Annotated in this window: 12 protein-coding genes and 2 tRNA genes; 9 read left to right on the forward strand and 5 right to left on the reverse strand. The window is 41.0% G+C overall.

Annotated elements, in window-relative coordinates; genetic code table 11:
* Nucleotides 1-9: 9 nt before the first annotated feature.
* From ACK2WI_RS13700 to ACK2WI_RS13735, 8 genes are all read left to right on the forward strand, one after another.
* Entirely contained in the window at nt 10-1872 is a 1863-nt protein-coding gene (locus ACK2WI_RS13700) for a RagB/SusD family nutrient uptake outer membrane protein (RefSeq protein WP_409151380.1), read from the forward strand.
* A gap of 54 nt (nt 1873-1926) precedes the next feature.
* Nucleotides 1927-3756 (forward strand): PQQ-binding-like beta-propeller repeat protein, encoded by a 1830-nt coding sequence (locus ACK2WI_RS13705; RefSeq protein WP_409151381.1) that lies wholly within the window; start codon nt 1927-1929, stop codon nt 3754-3756.
* Nucleotides 3757-3763: 7 nt separating this feature from the next.
* On the forward strand, nt 3764-5554 hold the full coding sequence (locus ACK2WI_RS13710; RefSeq protein WP_409151382.1) for a glycoside hydrolase family 9 protein: 1791 nt from the start codon (nt 3764-3766) through the stop codon (nt 5552-5554).
* A 53-nt stretch (nt 5555-5607) separates the two neighbouring features.
* Entirely contained in the window at nt 5608-6234 is a 627-nt protein-coding gene (locus tag ACK2WI_RS13715) for a polysaccharide deacetylase family protein (protein WP_409151383.1), read from the forward strand.
* A gap of 73 nt (nt 6235-6307) precedes the next feature.
* Entirely contained in the window at nt 6308-7132 is an 825-nt protein-coding gene (murQ, locus tag ACK2WI_RS13720) for an N-acetylmuramic acid 6-phosphate etherase (protein ID WP_093101243.1), read from the forward strand.
* Nucleotides 7133-7147: 15 nt separating this feature from the next.
* Nucleotides 7148-8659 (forward strand): sodium:solute symporter, encoded by a 1512-nt coding sequence (locus ACK2WI_RS13725; protein WP_093101245.1) that lies wholly within the window; start codon nt 7148-7150, stop codon nt 8657-8659.
* A 68-nt stretch (nt 8660-8727) separates the two neighbouring features.
* Entirely contained in the window at nt 8728-9543 is an 816-nt protein-coding gene (locus ACK2WI_RS13730) for a purine-nucleoside phosphorylase (protein ID WP_093101247.1), read from the forward strand.
* Between the two features lie 58 nt (nt 9544-9601).
* On the forward strand, nt 9602-11584 hold the full coding sequence (locus tag ACK2WI_RS13735) for a putative porin (protein ID WP_409151384.1): 1983 nt from the start codon (nt 9602-9604) through the stop codon (nt 11582-11584).
* A 958-nt stretch (nt 11585-12542) separates the two neighbouring features.
* Here the strand turns inward: ACK2WI_RS13735 and ACK2WI_RS13740 are convergent.
* The 5 genes from ACK2WI_RS13740 to ACK2WI_RS13760 all read right to left on the reverse strand — a co-directional run bounded on the left by ACK2WI_RS13740 (nt 12543) and on the right by ACK2WI_RS13760 (nt 14855).
* A tRNA-Val gene (locus ACK2WI_RS13740) sits at nt 12543-12617 on the reverse strand.
* 64 nt (nt 12618-12681) lie between these two features.
* A tRNA-Val gene (locus ACK2WI_RS13745) sits at nt 12682-12759 on the reverse strand.
* Nucleotides 12760-12938: 179 nt separating this feature from the next.
* A complete protein-coding gene (locus tag ACK2WI_RS13750; RefSeq protein WP_093101576.1) occupies nt 12939-13262 on the reverse strand; it encodes a DUF6686 family protein in 324 nt (107 codons plus the stop codon).
* Between the two features lie 224 nt (nt 13263-13486).
* On the reverse strand, nt 13487-14203 hold the full coding sequence (locus ACK2WI_RS13755; RefSeq protein ID WP_409151385.1) for a DUF1080 domain-containing protein: 717 nt from the start codon (nt 14201-14203) through the stop codon (nt 13487-13489).
* Between the two features lie 130 nt (nt 14204-14333).
* On the reverse strand, nt 14334-14855 hold the full coding sequence (locus tag ACK2WI_RS13760) for an NAD(P)H-dependent oxidoreductase (RefSeq protein WP_312697993.1): 522 nt from the start codon (nt 14853-14855) through the stop codon (nt 14334-14336).
* 214 nt (nt 14856-15069) lie between these two features.
* Here ACK2WI_RS13760 and ACK2WI_RS13765 point away from each other — a divergent pair, with 214 nt between their 5' ends.
* Nucleotides 15070-15867 (forward strand): ParA family protein, encoded by a 798-nt coding sequence (locus ACK2WI_RS13765; RefSeq protein WP_093101580.1) that lies wholly within the window; start codon nt 15070-15072, stop codon nt 15865-15867.

A 15867-nucleotide genomic window follows, 5' to 3' on the forward strand; every position in this document is an offset into this window, starting at 1 on the left:
CTTACGACAATGAAAAAATTATCATATTTATTTTTAGGTTCAGCCCTGTTCTTCAGCAGCTGTAATACCCTGCTAGATAGACCGGAGTTAAACGCCATGGTGGACTCAGAGCCGACCTACTGGAGAAATGAAAATGACCTACGTCTTTTTGCTAATGACTTTTATACCAACTTCTTTGTTGGCTATAACTCCAGCTTCGGGACAGCTTATACGCCGTTAACTGGTTATAACTTTTCCGACGATTTAACTTCCGAAAACCAACAGTTAGCCCTGTTGTCAAGTTTGCCTACTGATCCTGGCGGTTCGTCAAGTACGGCGGTAGCATCTTTACGTGCTGAACACCCAGGTCCAAACTGGAACTTCGTATGGATCAGAAAAGCGAACTTAATGTTGAACCGTATCGAAAACTTAGCAAAACCAAAGTTGACAGAAGATGAATACAAGCACTGGTCATCAGTTGCTCGTTTCTTTAGAGCTTATGAATATAGCCGTTTGGTTAGTAATTTCGGTGATGTTCCATATTATGGCGATATCGTTGACCCGACCAATTTGGACGAACAATACAAAGACCGTACGCCTCGTGCTGAGGTAATGGATCATGTATATGATGACTTTAAATATGTGTTGGCAAACATGCGTGATAATGATGGAGTTAGCAATCTGAATAGATACGTAGCAGCCACTTTGATGTCCAACATGATGTTATTTGAAGGTTCTTGGCAACATTACCACAATCTAGATAAAACTAGAGCAAAGAAATACTTGGAACTAGCTCGTGATGCTGCGCAATACGTAATGGAATCAGGTAAATATACCTTTGGTTCTGATTTCAAGAGCTTATTCGCATCGGAAAGCTTAGCTGGAAACCCTGAGGTTATTTTCTTCAGAACCTATGATGATGCTTTGGCAATCAGACATGCGGTAGCTTCTTATAGCAATGGTACAGAAAACCAACCACGTTCAGCAAACTTGAACTTAATCGAAGCGTTCATCTGTAACGATGGCAAGACTTACCAAAACTCTGGAGTAGCCAATGCTAAAAACTTCAGATTAAAAGAATTGGTAAAAACTCGTGACCCTCGTTTCGAAGCTACTTTTATGGATACGGTAAACTCACCAGCTGTAGGTACTTTAGTTTATGCCCATAAATTTGCGGGTAGGGAGGCTTTAGATTTTTTGAACTCTGGAAAAGCATATCCTGCTAAATGGAGCTCAAATACCAACACCAATGATGCACCAGTAGCTCGTTACGCTGAGGTGGTATTAAACTGGGTAGAGGCAAAACAGATCTTAGCTGAAAACTACGGTGGCGCTGCGGTTTCTCAAGCTGACTTGGATAAATCCATCAATGCCATCCGTAAAAGACCATTGGATGCAGTTGCTGTAGGTAAGGGAGTTAAACAGACAGAACCTTTGATGCTTGGTGCTATTCCTGCAGATCCTAATAAAGATGCTGATGTATCTTCACTAATGTGGGAAATCCGTCGCGAGCGTCGTATGGAATTTGTATTCGAATATGCACGTATCCAAGATATCCGCCGTTGGAAAAAATTGGAAAACCTTAACTTTAATGATGATACTTATAAATTAGGTTCATGGGTTATCGGTTTGAAAGATTTCGGCGACAAGAAAAATCCTGGAAAAATCTTAAAGGCTTTCATAGATCGCCTACAGGTTAAAAAAGCAGATGGTACCATCGTAACTTATGATGGAAAGAATGATGCTGAAATGGAAGGTTACTATGTGGTTAGAAATTTCACTAACCGTTTACCTGTCCTACCTAAAAACTACCTTTCTCCAGTAAGTATTGGATTGATCCAAGCATACCAAGACCAAGGTTATACTTTGACCCAAACACCGGGTTGGAATTAATGAAAATTTTAAGCAAAAGGTCAAGCAATTGACCTTTTGCTCTATATTTATGCTATGAGAAGACTATTATTTTTGCTGTTCCTAATACCATTAAACCTATTTTCTCAGACTTTCAGATTTGCTCAAGTAACCGATACCCATGTTGGTGGTGCTACAGGAGCTGATGATTTACGCAGAACGGTTCTGGACTTAAATCAGCAGCAAGGCATCGACTTCGTGATCCTGTCGGGTGATGTCACTGAGTTTGGTTCCGATGAGGAACTGACTTTGGCAAAGCAGATTTTGGACAGCCTAAACTTACCACTATATGTCATTCCGGGAAACCATGACAGTAATTGGTCGGAGAGTGGAGCTAACTCTTTCCGTAAGGTTTTTGGTACAGAAACATTCTTTTTCGAACACAATGGAGTTCAGTTTATAGGGACTACCTCAGGGCCTAATATGCGTATGAGTCCGGGTCAAGTACCTAGGGAAAACCTGGTATGGATGGATTCAATCTTTAAGGCCAATCCTGATCAAGATAAACCCTTGATCGCCATCAACCATTATCCTTTAGATTCTTCCTTGAATAACTGGTATGAGAATATCGATCGCATCAAGACCAAAAACGTGCAATTGGCGCTTTGTGGTCATGGCCACATCAATAAACTGTATGATTGGGAAGGGATCCCAGGTGTAATGGCTAGATCTAATCTGCGTGCAAAGGATGCTGTTGGTGGATATAATATTATAACGGTTTCTTCCGACTCGGTATTTTTCAGGGTCAGAAGACCTCTGATGATTACCGAAGATTATTGGTTAAAACTCCCGCTTAAACGTGTATCTCCTAATGCTGCTCAAGGTGTAAAACGACCAAACTACGCATTGAATGCGAATAGCCAAGCCAAAGTGGTTTGGGAATTCGAGGATCATGGGGATATTGGTGCCGGTATTACGGCCGATAAAAAATGGATGTACACTGCCAATACGGTTGGTGAGGTCTATGCATTGGATCTGAAAACCGGAAAACAACAATGGACCTTCAAGACTGCTGGAAAAGTATATTCCACTCCTGCAGTACATAAAGGCGTGGTAGTGGTAGGTTCCTCAGACCATTTTATTTATGGAATCCATGCGAAAACTGGAAAAGAACTTTGGAAGCTGGAAGCTGATAAAGCTGTGCTAGGTTCACCAGCGGTTAAAAATGGTAAAGCCTACATCGGAGCATCAGATGGCATCTTCCGTTGTATTGATGTTAAGACTGGAAAATTAATCTGGAGCTATAACGATGTTCAAGGGTATGTTTCGACTTTGCCAACCTTAGCTGATAATAAAGTGATTTTTGGAAGTTGGAAAAACGGTTTCTATGCCCTAGATCAAAAGACCGGTCAATTAGTTTGGAAGTGGGACAATGGCCATAGCAATAGAATGTTCTCTGCAGCGGCATGTTATCCAGTCGTAGAAAACAATCGCGTTTTCATCGTCGCTCCAGATCGCTTTATGACAGCCATCGATCTAAAAACGGGCCAAACCATTTGGCGTGAAAAGAAAGATGAATACCGCGTTAGAGAGTCCATGGGAATTTCAAGAGATAGGAAGTTAGTCCTAGCAAAAACCATGGATGGCGAGCTGATCGGAGTACCTGTTAATGCCGACAAGATGGATGTAAATTGGAAGGCTGAAATAAAATTACCATATGAATTAGCTCCAACTGCAATTTATACCAACGCAAAATATATATTTGTACCCAGCGACAAAGGATTGTTGTCTGCTGTTGAACCTAAAACTGGAAAAACAGCTTGGCAATACAAGATTTCCAATGGTATGATCAATCCGCCATTAATGCTGAAGGATAGAGTTGTTGTAAGTACAATGGACGGAAAAATCGTAATGCTAACCTACTAAACCAATAATGATGAATAGAGTGCTTTCCTTGCTTATTTTACTTGTATGTGCTTTTCAGGCATTTGCACAAGAGAATTCCTGGATAAGGATTAACCAATTAGGCTATCTTCCCGATAATAAAAAGGTGGCTGTATGGGTGACTAAAGGAAATAAAGGGATCAAGAAATTTAGTTTAATAGACAAAAACAACAATAAGGCCGTTTACACAGGGAAATCTGGTAAGCAATTCGGTCAATATGGACCTTTCCAATTGGGCTATAGATTGGATTTCAGTAAGTTCAATAAAAATGGCGAATACTACCTGCTCGCCGATGATGGCACCAAGTCTCCAAGCTTTAAGATCAACGAAGATGTGTATAAAGGCACCGCTGACTTTACCTTGCGATACATGCGCCAGCAAAGGACCCTGTTTAATCCTTTCCTCCAAGATTCTTGCCATACCCACGATGGCTTTACCATGTATGCCAGCTCGGTTGGCATGCCGGATAGTACCCGTGTAGAGGTTGCTGGAGGATGGCATGATGCTTCGGATTATTTGCAATATGCTACCACATCAGCTAATGCAACTTATCATTTATTAGCGGCCTATCGTGATTTTCCTTCGGTTTTCACTGATGAGAAACAAGCAAACGGGCTGGATGGAAAAAACGGGATTGCTGATGTTTTAGATGAAGCAATCTGGGGATTAGATTGGTTGGTGAAAATGCATCCTAAACCGAATATCATGTTCAACCAGATCGCAGACGACCGTGATCATACTGCTATGCGCTTACCGGGTCAAGACTCTGTGTATGGAAGAGGACATGAAAGACCAGTTTATTTTATTGATGGCAAGCCGCAACAAAGAGGAAAATTCATGAACAATACCACAGGGACCAGTTCCACTGCGGCAAAATTCGTGAGTGCTTTTGGATTGGGGCATCAATTATTAAAAGATCAGAACGCGGATTATGCTTCCCTTTTAAAGGAGAAAGCTGGTTCTGCTTACCAATATGCATATATCAAACCGGGTGTAACCCAGACGGTATCAGTTAAATCTCCTTATATTTATGCAGAAGATAACTGGGTCGATGATATGGAATTGGCCGAAGCGACTATGTTCAACCTGAACCAAGACCAAGAACATATCCAAAAAGCGATGGACTTTGCCCGACAGGAAAAAGTTACGCCTTGGATGGTTCGCGATACTGCTAACCACTATCAATATTATCCTTTCATTAACCTTGGACATTTTGAATTAGCAAAATCTGTAGATGGAAAGGTAAAGAAAGAAGCCCTAGGCTATTATAAAGATGGAATCGAAGCGGTAAATGCTCGTGCAAAGGACAACATGTTCTACCGCGGTGTTCCTTTTATTTGGTGCAGCAATAACTTGACGACCTCCTTTGCTATCCAATGTCTTTGGTACCGTGAAGCTTCGGGTGACAAGCAGTTCCAAGAGTTAGAACAAGCTAATATAGATTGGTTGTTCGGAGTAAATCCTTGGGGAACCAGTATGGTTTATGGATTACCTGCTCATGGTGACACACCAACCGAGCCACATTCATCGTTTACATATTTACACAATTACCCAATTGATGGGGGATTGGTTGATGGACCGGTATATTCAGCGATCTACAATAATCTGATCGGGATCCAATTGTACAAGCCGGATGTATATGCTCCATTCCAAAGTGATTTGGTGGTTTATCATGACGATTTCGGTGATTATAGCACCAATGAACCAACTATGGATGGTACAGCTTCTTTGATCTATCTATTGTCGGCAAAAGAGAGTGAATCAAAAAAAAAAGATTAACGGATTCACAAGGCGCCATCATTAGGGGCGATACCAGTAAAAGGCAGGTCAGCTTGATTTTTACGGGTGACGAATTCAGGGAAGGACTGCAAACAGTTGCAGAAACACTCGAAAAAGAAAAAGTAAAAGGGAGCTTTTTTGTTACAGGAAGATTTCTGGAAGATCAGAAATCGGCAAAGTTGCTCTACAAATTATATCGCCAAGGACATTATGTAGGTCCACATTCTGACCAACATCTATTGTATGCACCTTGGGAGAATAGAGATAGCCTTTTGCTATCTAAAACGGAGTTTGTCAATGATTTACAGGTAAACTTAGGCAAGCTCCATGCAATCGGTATCAAGAGAATGGACAAATTTGTTGCTCCATATGAATGGTACAATAAGCAAATTGCAGCCTGGACGAAGGAATTAGGCATGGACCTGTATAATTTTACTCCAGGTTTAAGAACAGCGGCAGATTACACTTATCCTGAAATGGGTACAAGGTATCTGTCCTCAGAAGGGATTCTGAAACAATTAACTGAGTATGAACAGAGCAATGGACTAAATGGATTCCAGATTATTGTTCACCTCGGCACAGACCCTAAAAGAGAAGATAAATTATTTAATCAATTAGAAAGGTTAATTGATTTATTGAAGAATAAAAATTATAAATTCGTCCCACTCGACGAGATATAAAATTAACCTGCGTGTTTTTGCGTTTTTTAGCAAAAAGTCGCATATTTACGAAAAGTTATTGAATGTATTGCAAATGCTGAAGGCTATGATCAACACCACGGAGAAAGATTCCAACTATCAAGACCTAGATAAGATGTCGGTTCTTGAGATCCTGACCAATATTAATAATGAAGATAAAACAGTGCCGTTGGCAGTTGAAAAGGTTATCCCTCAAATCGAAGCCCTAGTGAAGGTTGTTGCAGACCGCATGAAAGCTGGTGGTCGATTGTTCTATATCGGTGCCGGTACTTCGGGTCGTTTGGGAATTCTAGATGCTTCTGAATGTCCTCCTACTTATGGTGTGCCTTTTGACTGGGTGATCGGATTGATCGCCGGAGGTGATACTGCGATCCGTAAAGCGGTAGAATTCGCTGAAGATGATGTTGAACAAGCTTGGAAAGACCTAGAAGAATACGCCATCAATGAAAACGACTTTGTCCTTGGAATAGCCGCATCTGGAACCACACCTTATGTTATCGGCGGACTTGATAAAGCTAATGAATTAGGCATTGCAACCGGTTGCTTGGTTTGTAATGGAAACTCACCGATCGCTGCTCGCGCAAAATACCCTATTGAAGTGATCGTGGGCCCTGAATTTGTGACGGGTTCTACGCGTATGAAAGCTGGGACTGCTCAAAAGCTTGTATTGAACATGATCAGCACTGCTGTCATGATCCAATTAGGAAGAGTTAAAGGAAATAAAATGGTCGATATGCAGCTTTCTAACCATAAATTGGTCGGAAGAGGGGTTCGTATGGTGATGGCGGAAACCGGAACTGACGAAGAGACTGCAACCGCACTGATCGAAGAATTCGGAAATGTTCGAAAAGCGATCGATAATTTTAACCTTAATAAATAAAATTTAGATCTACCTATGTCACCAATTATCCTGCTAACTTTTATTGTGGTTTATTTTGGGCTCCTTTTGGCTGTAGCTTATTTTACATCCAGGAATTCCTCAGATAACTCCACGTTCTTTGTCGCAAACAGAAATGCCAAATGGTACATGGTTGCCTTTGGTATGATCGGTACCGCCCTATCGGGAGTTACCTTTATTTCGGTTCCCGGTGATGTGGGCAATACGCCTGCAGGCCTGAGCGATCCCAATAATTTCAGTTATTTCCAATTTGTCCTCGGGAATGCCATTGGCTTCATTATCATCGCCTATGTCTTGTTGCCACTTTATTACCGCATGAACCTAACTTCCATCTATACCTATTTGGAAGAACGTTTAGGCCACAAAAGTTATAAAGCCGGAGCTATGATCTTTTTGATCTCCAGGACCATCGGATCTGCATTTAGGTTATATCTCGTTGCCATTGTCTTACAGCGCTATATTTTCGATGCTTGGAATGTGCCATTCATCTTAACAGTGGCAGTCTGTCTTATTCTTATTTGGTTGTATACCAATAAAGGCGGATTAAAGACTATTATTATTACCGATACTTTACAGACAACTTTCCTGCTTTTAGCTGTAGTCTTGTCCATCTATTTTATGGCAGACGGCTTAGGTTGGACCGTAACGGAGGCATTCGAAAAGGTTAAAGAAAGTACCTATTCTAAGGTGTTCATTTGGGAGAACTTATTGGGTGATCCAAGGAATATCTGGAAACATGTGATCGGCGGTATCTTCGTGACTATTGCCATGACCGGACTTGATCAGGATCTAATGCAGAAAAACCTGAGCATGAAAACCATTAAGGAAGCTCAAACCAATATGATGACCTTTACTGGTATCTTTGTGGTGATCAATTTATTCTTCTTAGCGGTAGGTGCCCTTTTATATTTCTATGCCGATGCAAACGGAATCAATATTGCTGATCTTGGCAAGTCGGATTACCTGTACCCTGAAATCGCATTGAGACACCTGTCCATTGTGCCTGGAATTATCTTTATGATGGGTCTGACGGCAGCAACTTTTGCAACAACGGATTCTGCTTTGACGGCTTTGACCACATCCTATTGTGTGGATTTCTTGAACTTCAATAAAAAAGAAAATCCTAATGATCCCAAATTGGTCAAACAACGTAACTATGTACACTTTGCATTCTCCATCGTCATGTTATTGGTTATTTTGTTGTTCCATGTCATCAACGATGAATCTGTAGTTTCAGCGATCTTCAAAATTGCGGGATATACCTATGGTCCATTGTTAGGTTTGTTCTCTTTCGGTATCCTGACCAAGATGCGTGTCAAGGATAACCTTGTACCTTATATCTGTGTAGTGTCGCCGATATTGATGTACTTGTTGACGACCTACTTATTACCGATGACTGAATATAAAATCGGTTTCGAACTAATCGTATATAATGGCTTGACAACCTTTATCTTGTTATGGTTAACTTCCCCAGGGAAAGTTAGAAAGCCCATGACAGCTGTAAAGTAAGCCTATTCCTTTGATTTGTGTGTGCAAAAAAATAACAGTAAGTTTGATTAACTAGTTTTTTTGCACACATGTATCAAATGATTGAAGAATCTATCCAATCTATCCGTCGTAAAATCGGCGATTTCACCCCAGAATTCGGAATTATCTTAGGCACAGGCCTTGGAAAACTTGTTGAGGAAATTGAAGTGGAATTTCAAATGATGTATTCCAATATTCCCAATTTCCCCATTTCTACCGTTGAATTCCATACCGGAAAATTGATCTTTGGAACCCTCAATGGCCGTAAGGTGGTAGCCATGCAAGGTAGACTCCATTATTATGAAGGTTACAGCATGCAGGAGATCACTTTCCCGGTTCGTGTGATGAAAGGTCTAGGTATCCAAAAACTATTTGTGTCCAATGCTTCAGGTTCCTTAAACCCTGATATCCGCAAAGGCGATATCGGCATTATCGAAGACCATATCAACTTACTTCCAGACAATCCATTAAGGGGTACCAACGATGAGGATCTAGGTCCTCGTTTCCCAGATATGAGCCAGCCCTATAATTTCAAAATGATAGAACAGGGCATGGAGATCGCCAGTAACCTAGGGTATAGGACGCATAAAGTGGTTTATGTTTCGGCACCGGGGCCTAATCTTGAAACCAGGGCAGAGTACCGTTATATGCGCATTATCGGTGGTGATATCGTTGGGATGAGTACGGTTCCTGAAGTGATCGTAGCCAACCATATGGGCTTGCCTGTTTTTGCGATTTCAGTGATCACAGATGAAGGTTTCCACCCGAATTTAAGACCGGTGTCGCTCAAAGAAATAGTGGAAGTCGCTGCTCAGGCAGAACCAAAAATGACAAGTATTTTAAAAGAATTGATTGCATTGCAATAATTTTGGTTTTTTGCGCTATTTTTGAGGGCATAAATTTTGTACCGTTCCTGATTTGAGTATGCTAAGAAGGTTATTGTTTGTATTGTTGTTGTTTAGCCTTGTTCCTAAACTATACGCCCAGACTGAAGATGAGTTCAGTTCTGCATTGGATTCTGCGCGTAATGCAGAGGATAATAAGAAAGACTCGGTGATCTTCACGGCTAAATACGTTAGGTTTACCAACCTGAAAACAATGAAACAGGGAACCAAGACCTTTCAGATCGATACTTCCCATGTCAATTTCCAATATTACAATAAACAGAACCTCCCTTGGGATCCATCCATCAACCTGGGTTCTTATGGCTTGGCGACTCGTGATTTGTTGTTCAACCCAAATAAGACCATTGGTTTTCAATCGGGCTACCATGCCATGGAACGATACCTCCTGCATTCGGATTCTATCCAGTACTACCGTGCTCGAGCTCGGTATTCGGAACTATATGCTGTTGGTTTCTTCTTCGACGATCAAGTCTTTCGAGCTAAATTGGCGCAGAATATCAATCCCCACCTGAATATAGGTGCAGAATACCATGCTACCAATACCGACGGGTTTTATAATAACCAACAATATAGTGATCGAAAAGGAGCCGTATTCGCTTGGTACGAATCCCCGAGCAAAAGGTACAACCTCTTGTCCAACTTTACCTTCAATACCCTAGATGCGACAGAGAACGGTTCGGTTAGGAACGATACCTTGTTCAGGGATACTTCCAGTAATACTTCGCCCTCTCGTTACCCAGTGAAATTAGATGGTATTCAGGCCAATCGTCCGTACAGCAAATGGAAGGACCTCGGCTTCTTTATTAGGCAATCCTATTTTATGGGTAGGATCGATACGGTTAGTGGAAATGGCCCTGATGCCGAAATTCATCCCACGAATGTCATTGCCCATAATTCCAGTATCAGACAACAGAAATTTATCTTCTTCAAGAACCAAGCGGATCTTTATAATGCCCTACCTTTCAACAACCTGGTGCGGGTAGAGGATACAACCAAAATAACAACCATTTCCAACGATTTTACCTATAGTTTCTATCTCCGAGGGAAAAACCTCAAGAATGAGGCAAAGGTCGAACTGGGCTTCCAAAACGACCTGATCTGGTATGCGGATAGTGTGTTGAACAAGTTTTATCAAAACTCCATGGTGAAGGGTGCCATAGGCTATAAGTTTTCCGACAAAGTGGATGTCAACTTTACCGCCAACCAGATTGTGGTTGGACGAAATTTTGGTGATTTCCTATATGAGGCCTATGCAGACATCCATTTGAATGAAACCTTAGGGAAATTAAGAATCGGTGCTTATTCCCAGAATAAGTCGCCAGAGATGATATTCCAAAATGCAAACCTCTCTTACCACTCTTGGAAAGAGGAAGACCTGAATCTTGAAAAGATCAAGACCCAAAACCTTTCCTTCCAATATGCCAATGAGAAGTTGGGTTTCAATGGTAAGCTTGAATATTTCTTGATCAACAATTATACTTATTTTAAAGAAGTACCAAATCCGGACAACAATATATTGGGTGCTAGAAACATCTTGCCTGCCCAAGAAGGAAACCTGAACCTTCTGAAACTGACCGTCGGCCAGAACTTCAAGTTCCGTCGATTCCACTTGGACAATCGTGTAGTCTATCAAAAGTCTGATGCGATGGCAGTATTGGCGACTCCTGAGTTGTATACTTGGCACAGTTTCTACTATGCAAATAAGCTATACAATGTTATGGACTTTAGATTGGGGATGGACGTGCGCTTCAATACCCCATTCCGTACGCCTTCCTATTCCATCAACTCCGGGCAGTTCTATAATGACAACGCAGGGATCGAATTCTCCACTTATCCAATTGCCGACCTATGGTTTACCGGAAACATTGATCGTGTCAATCTTTTCTTAAGCTATAACTTCGTCAACCAACATGTCTACCCTAATGGGTATTACAGTGTAAGACGTTATCCAATGGCGCCTGCAAACCTTAGGTTTGGTGTATCCTGGAAGTTTTACGATTAGCGTTTAGTAGTATTTAGTAGAGAGTATTTAGTATTTAGACTTGGTGAAAATTTTTGCCAGGGAGGGAGATTTTTGTGTGGATTACAGGGTAAATCTTGTGAAAAGGTGTAGGTTTTTGAAGGGATTTTTGTTGATGAGATTTGGGTTTTATTCGAGGCATGTTCGAGACATATTGCGAAAATTCCGAATGTGTCTCGAATGAGGTCAGGATAGTGGCTAGGGGCTATCTTTGAATATGATCTAATCCCAACCCCCAGCGGGGGTGAAATATTTTTTTGTAACCTTTTCGTGTCACCCTGAGGGCCAGCCCGAAGGGTCTCGGAACGTTCCACTCTTCATTTGAAATAGTTTCCTCATCTTACGATTTCGGAATGACTCCGTTTTCTTATAAATAACAAGAAATAGATTCTTCGCTGCGCTCTGAATCCATCTCTTGGGTATTTTCTATTCTGAACGATCAGTGAAGAATCTGTCTGGTTTTCCCCACTTTGATCCTGTCATTCTACACCGAAAGGTGCAGAACCTGTCCGCAAATGCAACCATGGTTTGTATGGTTCCGAGACCTTTCGTTCCTCAAGGTGACACTGTTAAAATAAACTTTATTTGAGATGAATTGGCCATGGGGGCAACATTGTTTGTAGGACCTGACCGCCGCTAATGCTGTCATGGTTTGTAGAGTTCCGAGACCTTTCGTTCCTCAAGGTGACACTGTTAAAATAACCTTTATTTGAGATGTATTGCCTATGGGGGCAACATTTTTTGTAGAACCTGACCGCCGCAAATGTAATCATGGTTTGTAGAGTTCCGAGACCTTTCGTTTCTCAAGGTGACACTGTTAAAATAAACTTATTGGAGTTGTATTGCCCTATAGGGGCAACATTATTTTAGCTCGTTGGTTTGAAACTAAACAGGGGTAAAGCAAAAAAGCATCAATTTCTTGATGCTTTTCTTTCGGTAGTGGAGGCTACTGGATTCGAACCAGTGACCCTCTGCTTGTAAGGCAGATGCTCTGAACCAGCTGAGCTAAGCCTCCTTTTTTTGTTGACCAGTTCCGACCTTAGTCGGAATGCTCTGAATGAACTGAGCTTGGTCTTTTTTGGTGGAGAATACTGGATTCGAACCAGTGACCCTCTGCTTGTAAGGCAGATGCTCTGAACCAGCTGAGCTAATTCTCCTTTTCCCTGTTGCGGTGTGCAAATATAGGTGTTAATTCTGATTTACAAAATATTTTATAGATATTTTTTGCTACTGGATTGGCAAATTATTCAAAGCCAAATAATTAATTTGTTTTTCAGCTGGACGAGCTGACCTTCGGAAAGGAGAGAATATAGGAAAGAAGCTTCTTGAAGCCTGCTTATTGCAAAAATGAATAGATTCTTTCCATGTAAAAAGCCTCATCTAGGGACCTGACCAATTCAGTCATTTCAAAGTGGTTAAAGGAGAAATTAATTCCTGAATAGGGGCTATTCAAGAGGATCCGTTCTCGGCCATCTGGAAAAGCTACAGGACTGTTGTCTGCATAGATGTCCTTTACGATCTTTCGGAACATAATGAAATCTTCTTTACTAAAGTTGATGAGAATATTATTGAAACAAAGGTGAATGATATTCTGACCCTCCGGCATACTGATGAAGCCTTGGTCATGTTTGGAGAGAATTCTTAGGCGACAGTTGTCCATATATAGCCAATCCCGTTTTTTTATTGTGCCTGCATTACCCGCATGCCTATTTTCATGCGGGTAAACAGGACTTCTGTATAATTGAAACTGTTTTCTTTGCTGGAGTAAAAGTAGGTATTATTTAGAATGATTATAAATAATAGTTCCTTTATGACATTGGGATTATATTTTGTCGTCTGGGTTAATATTTAATTAAAGAAATTGCTCCTTTTGGTCATTCTGGGCTATAATTCCCTGATCACGATATTTCTGAAACCAACCGAGTCTGTATGGTTTTGGAAAGCTATCTTTCCTTTTGGATAGGTAGCAAAAGCGGGATAGTTTTTCATATTGCTATTGGCTATCTTTTGCTTGAATGCAGGGCTATTGATACTGTCTTGGAAGGTAATCTTGTCATTGAGCCAGAAGGTCACCTGTCCGTCTTGCTGTTTGATCTTGCCTTTGTTCCATTCGCCATAAGGGTTTGGTTTGGAGTTGCTGCCAATGCATTCTACTGAATAAAGACAGCCCGCCCAGTGAGTCGAATCGACTTGGTGTCTGGGTTCGGCATTGGCATTGTCCAGCAGTTGCATCTCCAGTCCGGTGGCAAAGGTTGCCGCATAGGTGCTGTCTTCATGGACATTGATGAAAACACCGCTGTTGCCTCCTTTTTTGACTTTCCATTCAAAATCTAGTTCAAAGTCTTGATATTCTTTGTCGCTGATCAGATCTCCGAATTCACCCTTTGCCTTCGGGTCGCAAATCAGTTCGCCATTGTCCACCTTCCATTTGGATTCCATGTTTCCACGGTTGTAAACATGCCATCCGGTCAAGTCCTTTGCGTTGAAAAATATGCTAGAATCTGATGTTACTGAGCTTTCCTTTACGGATGAAGTTTGGTTGCAGGAAGCCAAGGCTAATGAAAGTACGATTGCCAAGGATTTGATAGGGTTGGTCGACATAGTTGTTGATTTTTAAAATTTTACAAAGGATTAAATGTAAAAATAAAAATCAATAAAATTTTTGGACCACCCAGTAGATTGGCCAGTATAAAGAAAATTTGACAGAGGAAATTAAAAGAGGAGCTTGGGATTAAAAGCGTTCAATTTCATCGATTTGCTCCATGATAAATTTCAAGGAAATGGGGTCTTGGAACTCTTCTTCTGAATTCAATTCGTTCTGGATCAAAGGGATGTGGATCTTTAAGGGTAATACATGCATCCGCATGTAATTGCAGACGCCAGTAAAGTGATCGACTCCACGGATATTCCCATATTTACCAGTCGATACGCCAACCAAGGCCGCTTTTTTATGGTAGAAGGAGGCGGGGAAGGCGCAGGCATCGATAAAGACCTTTAGGATACCTGGGTAGGAACCATTGTATTCAGGTATGATAAACACGAATTTTTTAGCGGCGGACACTTTTTCCTGTATCTCGGCAAAGGCTTCACTGCGTTTTCCATAGAGATCCGTGTCAATGATATCAAGAGGAAGATCTTCAAGGGAAAGTATCTCAAACTCTTCGCCTCTTTTTGACAATTCCTTTTGATAAAATTTTGCAACTTTTAATGAGTTGGAACGTTTTCTATTTGTGCCTGAGATAATTAAATTCATTGTTTGATGTTACATGTAAAAAGCAATAGCGTTCGGTATCAATACCTAAATCTATTTTTCGTATCTTAGCATCCTGACTGGATAGAATGAGATTCGCTTCAAAATTAGCAAATTTAACATCATTTAAGTGTCTAATATCATTAAGGTATGTTAATTTGCATATCGAAGGGGAAGAATGCCAGTCGACATTATTTTCAAAAATTGAGGAATCACAATGGGAAAGATTATTGCCATAGCCAATCAAAAAGGAGGAGTTGGTAAAACAACCACCTCCATCAATCTTGCTGCGAGTTTAGCTGTGTTAGAATATAAGACTTTGTTGGTGGATGCTGATCCGCAAGCAAACTCCACTTCTGGAATTGGTTTTGATCCTCGCGCCATTAAAACCAGCATTTATGAATGTTTGGTGAATGATGTGACAGCAAAAGAAGCAATACAAGCCACCGATACTCCAAATTTAGATCTATTGCCAGCCCATATCGACTTGGTCGGTGCGGAGATTGAGATGATCAACCTGGAGGAGCGTGAATATAAGATGAAACGGCTTTTGGATGAAGTGAAGGATGATTATGATTTTGTGATCATTGACTGTTCGCCATCTTTAGGGCTAATTACCATCAATGCACTTACAGCTTCAAATTCAGTGATCATTCCGGTACAATGTGAGTATTTTGCATTGGAAGGATTGGGTAAGTTGTTGAATACGATTAAAATTGTACAGACAAGATTGAACACCGAACTGGAGATCGAAGGTATATTATTGACGATGTACGATGTTCGTTTGAGGTTATCGAACCAAGTGGTGGAAGAGGTGCGTACGCATTTCCATGATTTAGTGTTTGATACAATTATTCAGAGAAATACACGTTTGAGTGAAGCCCCAAGTTTCGGGATTTCAGTGATCATGCATGATGCATCTTGTAAAGGAGCAATCAATTATTTGAACCTTGCGCGTGAGATTTTGGAGAAGAATGGATTATTAAAAGAGAATAAGCAAACTGTAACAGTATAG

Source organism: Sphingobacterium sp. BS-2 (genome assembly GCF_046161205.1).
Lineage (GTDB): Bacteria > Bacteroidota > Bacteroidia > Sphingobacteriales > Sphingobacteriaceae > Sphingobacterium > Sphingobacterium mizutaii.

Coding starts and splice junctions, on each gene's coding strand:
- ACK2WI_RS13700 (WP_409151380.1), top strand. CDS start 10: ATGAAAAAATTATCATATTTATTTTTAGGTTCAGCCCTGTTCTTCAGC.
- ACK2WI_RS13705 (WP_409151381.1), top strand. CDS start 1,927: ATGAGAAGACTATTATTTTTGCTGTTCCTAATACCATTAAACCTATTT.
- ACK2WI_RS13710 (WP_409151382.1), top strand. CDS start 3,764: ATGATGAATAGAGTGCTTTCCTTGCTTATTTTACTTGTATGTGCTTTT.
- murQ (WP_093101243.1), top strand. CDS start 6,308: ATGCTGAAGGCTATGATCAACACCACGGAGAAAGATTCCAACTATCAA.
- ACK2WI_RS13725 (WP_093101245.1), top strand. CDS start 7,148: ATGTCACCAATTATCCTGCTAACTTTTATTGTGGTTTATTTTGGGCTC.
- ACK2WI_RS13730 (WP_093101247.1), top strand. CDS start 8,728: ATGTATCAAATGATTGAAGAATCTATCCAATCTATCCGTCGTAAAATC.
- ACK2WI_RS13735 (WP_409151384.1), top strand. CDS start 9,602: ATGCTAAGAAGGTTATTGTTTGTATTGTTGTTGTTTAGCCTTGTTCCT.
- ACK2WI_RS13750 (WP_093101576.1), bottom strand. CDS start 13,262: ATGGACAACTGTCGCCTAAGAATTCTCTCCAAACATGACCAAGGCTTC.
- ACK2WI_RS13755 (WP_409151385.1), bottom strand. CDS start 14,203: ATGTCGACCAACCCTATCAAATCCTTGGCAATCGTACTTTCATTAGCC.
- ACK2WI_RS13760 (WP_312697993.1), bottom strand. CDS start 14,855: ATGAATTTAATTATCTCAGGCACAAATAGAAAACGTTCCAACTCATTA.
- ACK2WI_RS13765 (WP_093101580.1), top strand. CDS start 15,070: ATGGGAAAGATTATTGCCATAGCCAATCAAAAAGGAGGAGTTGGTAAA.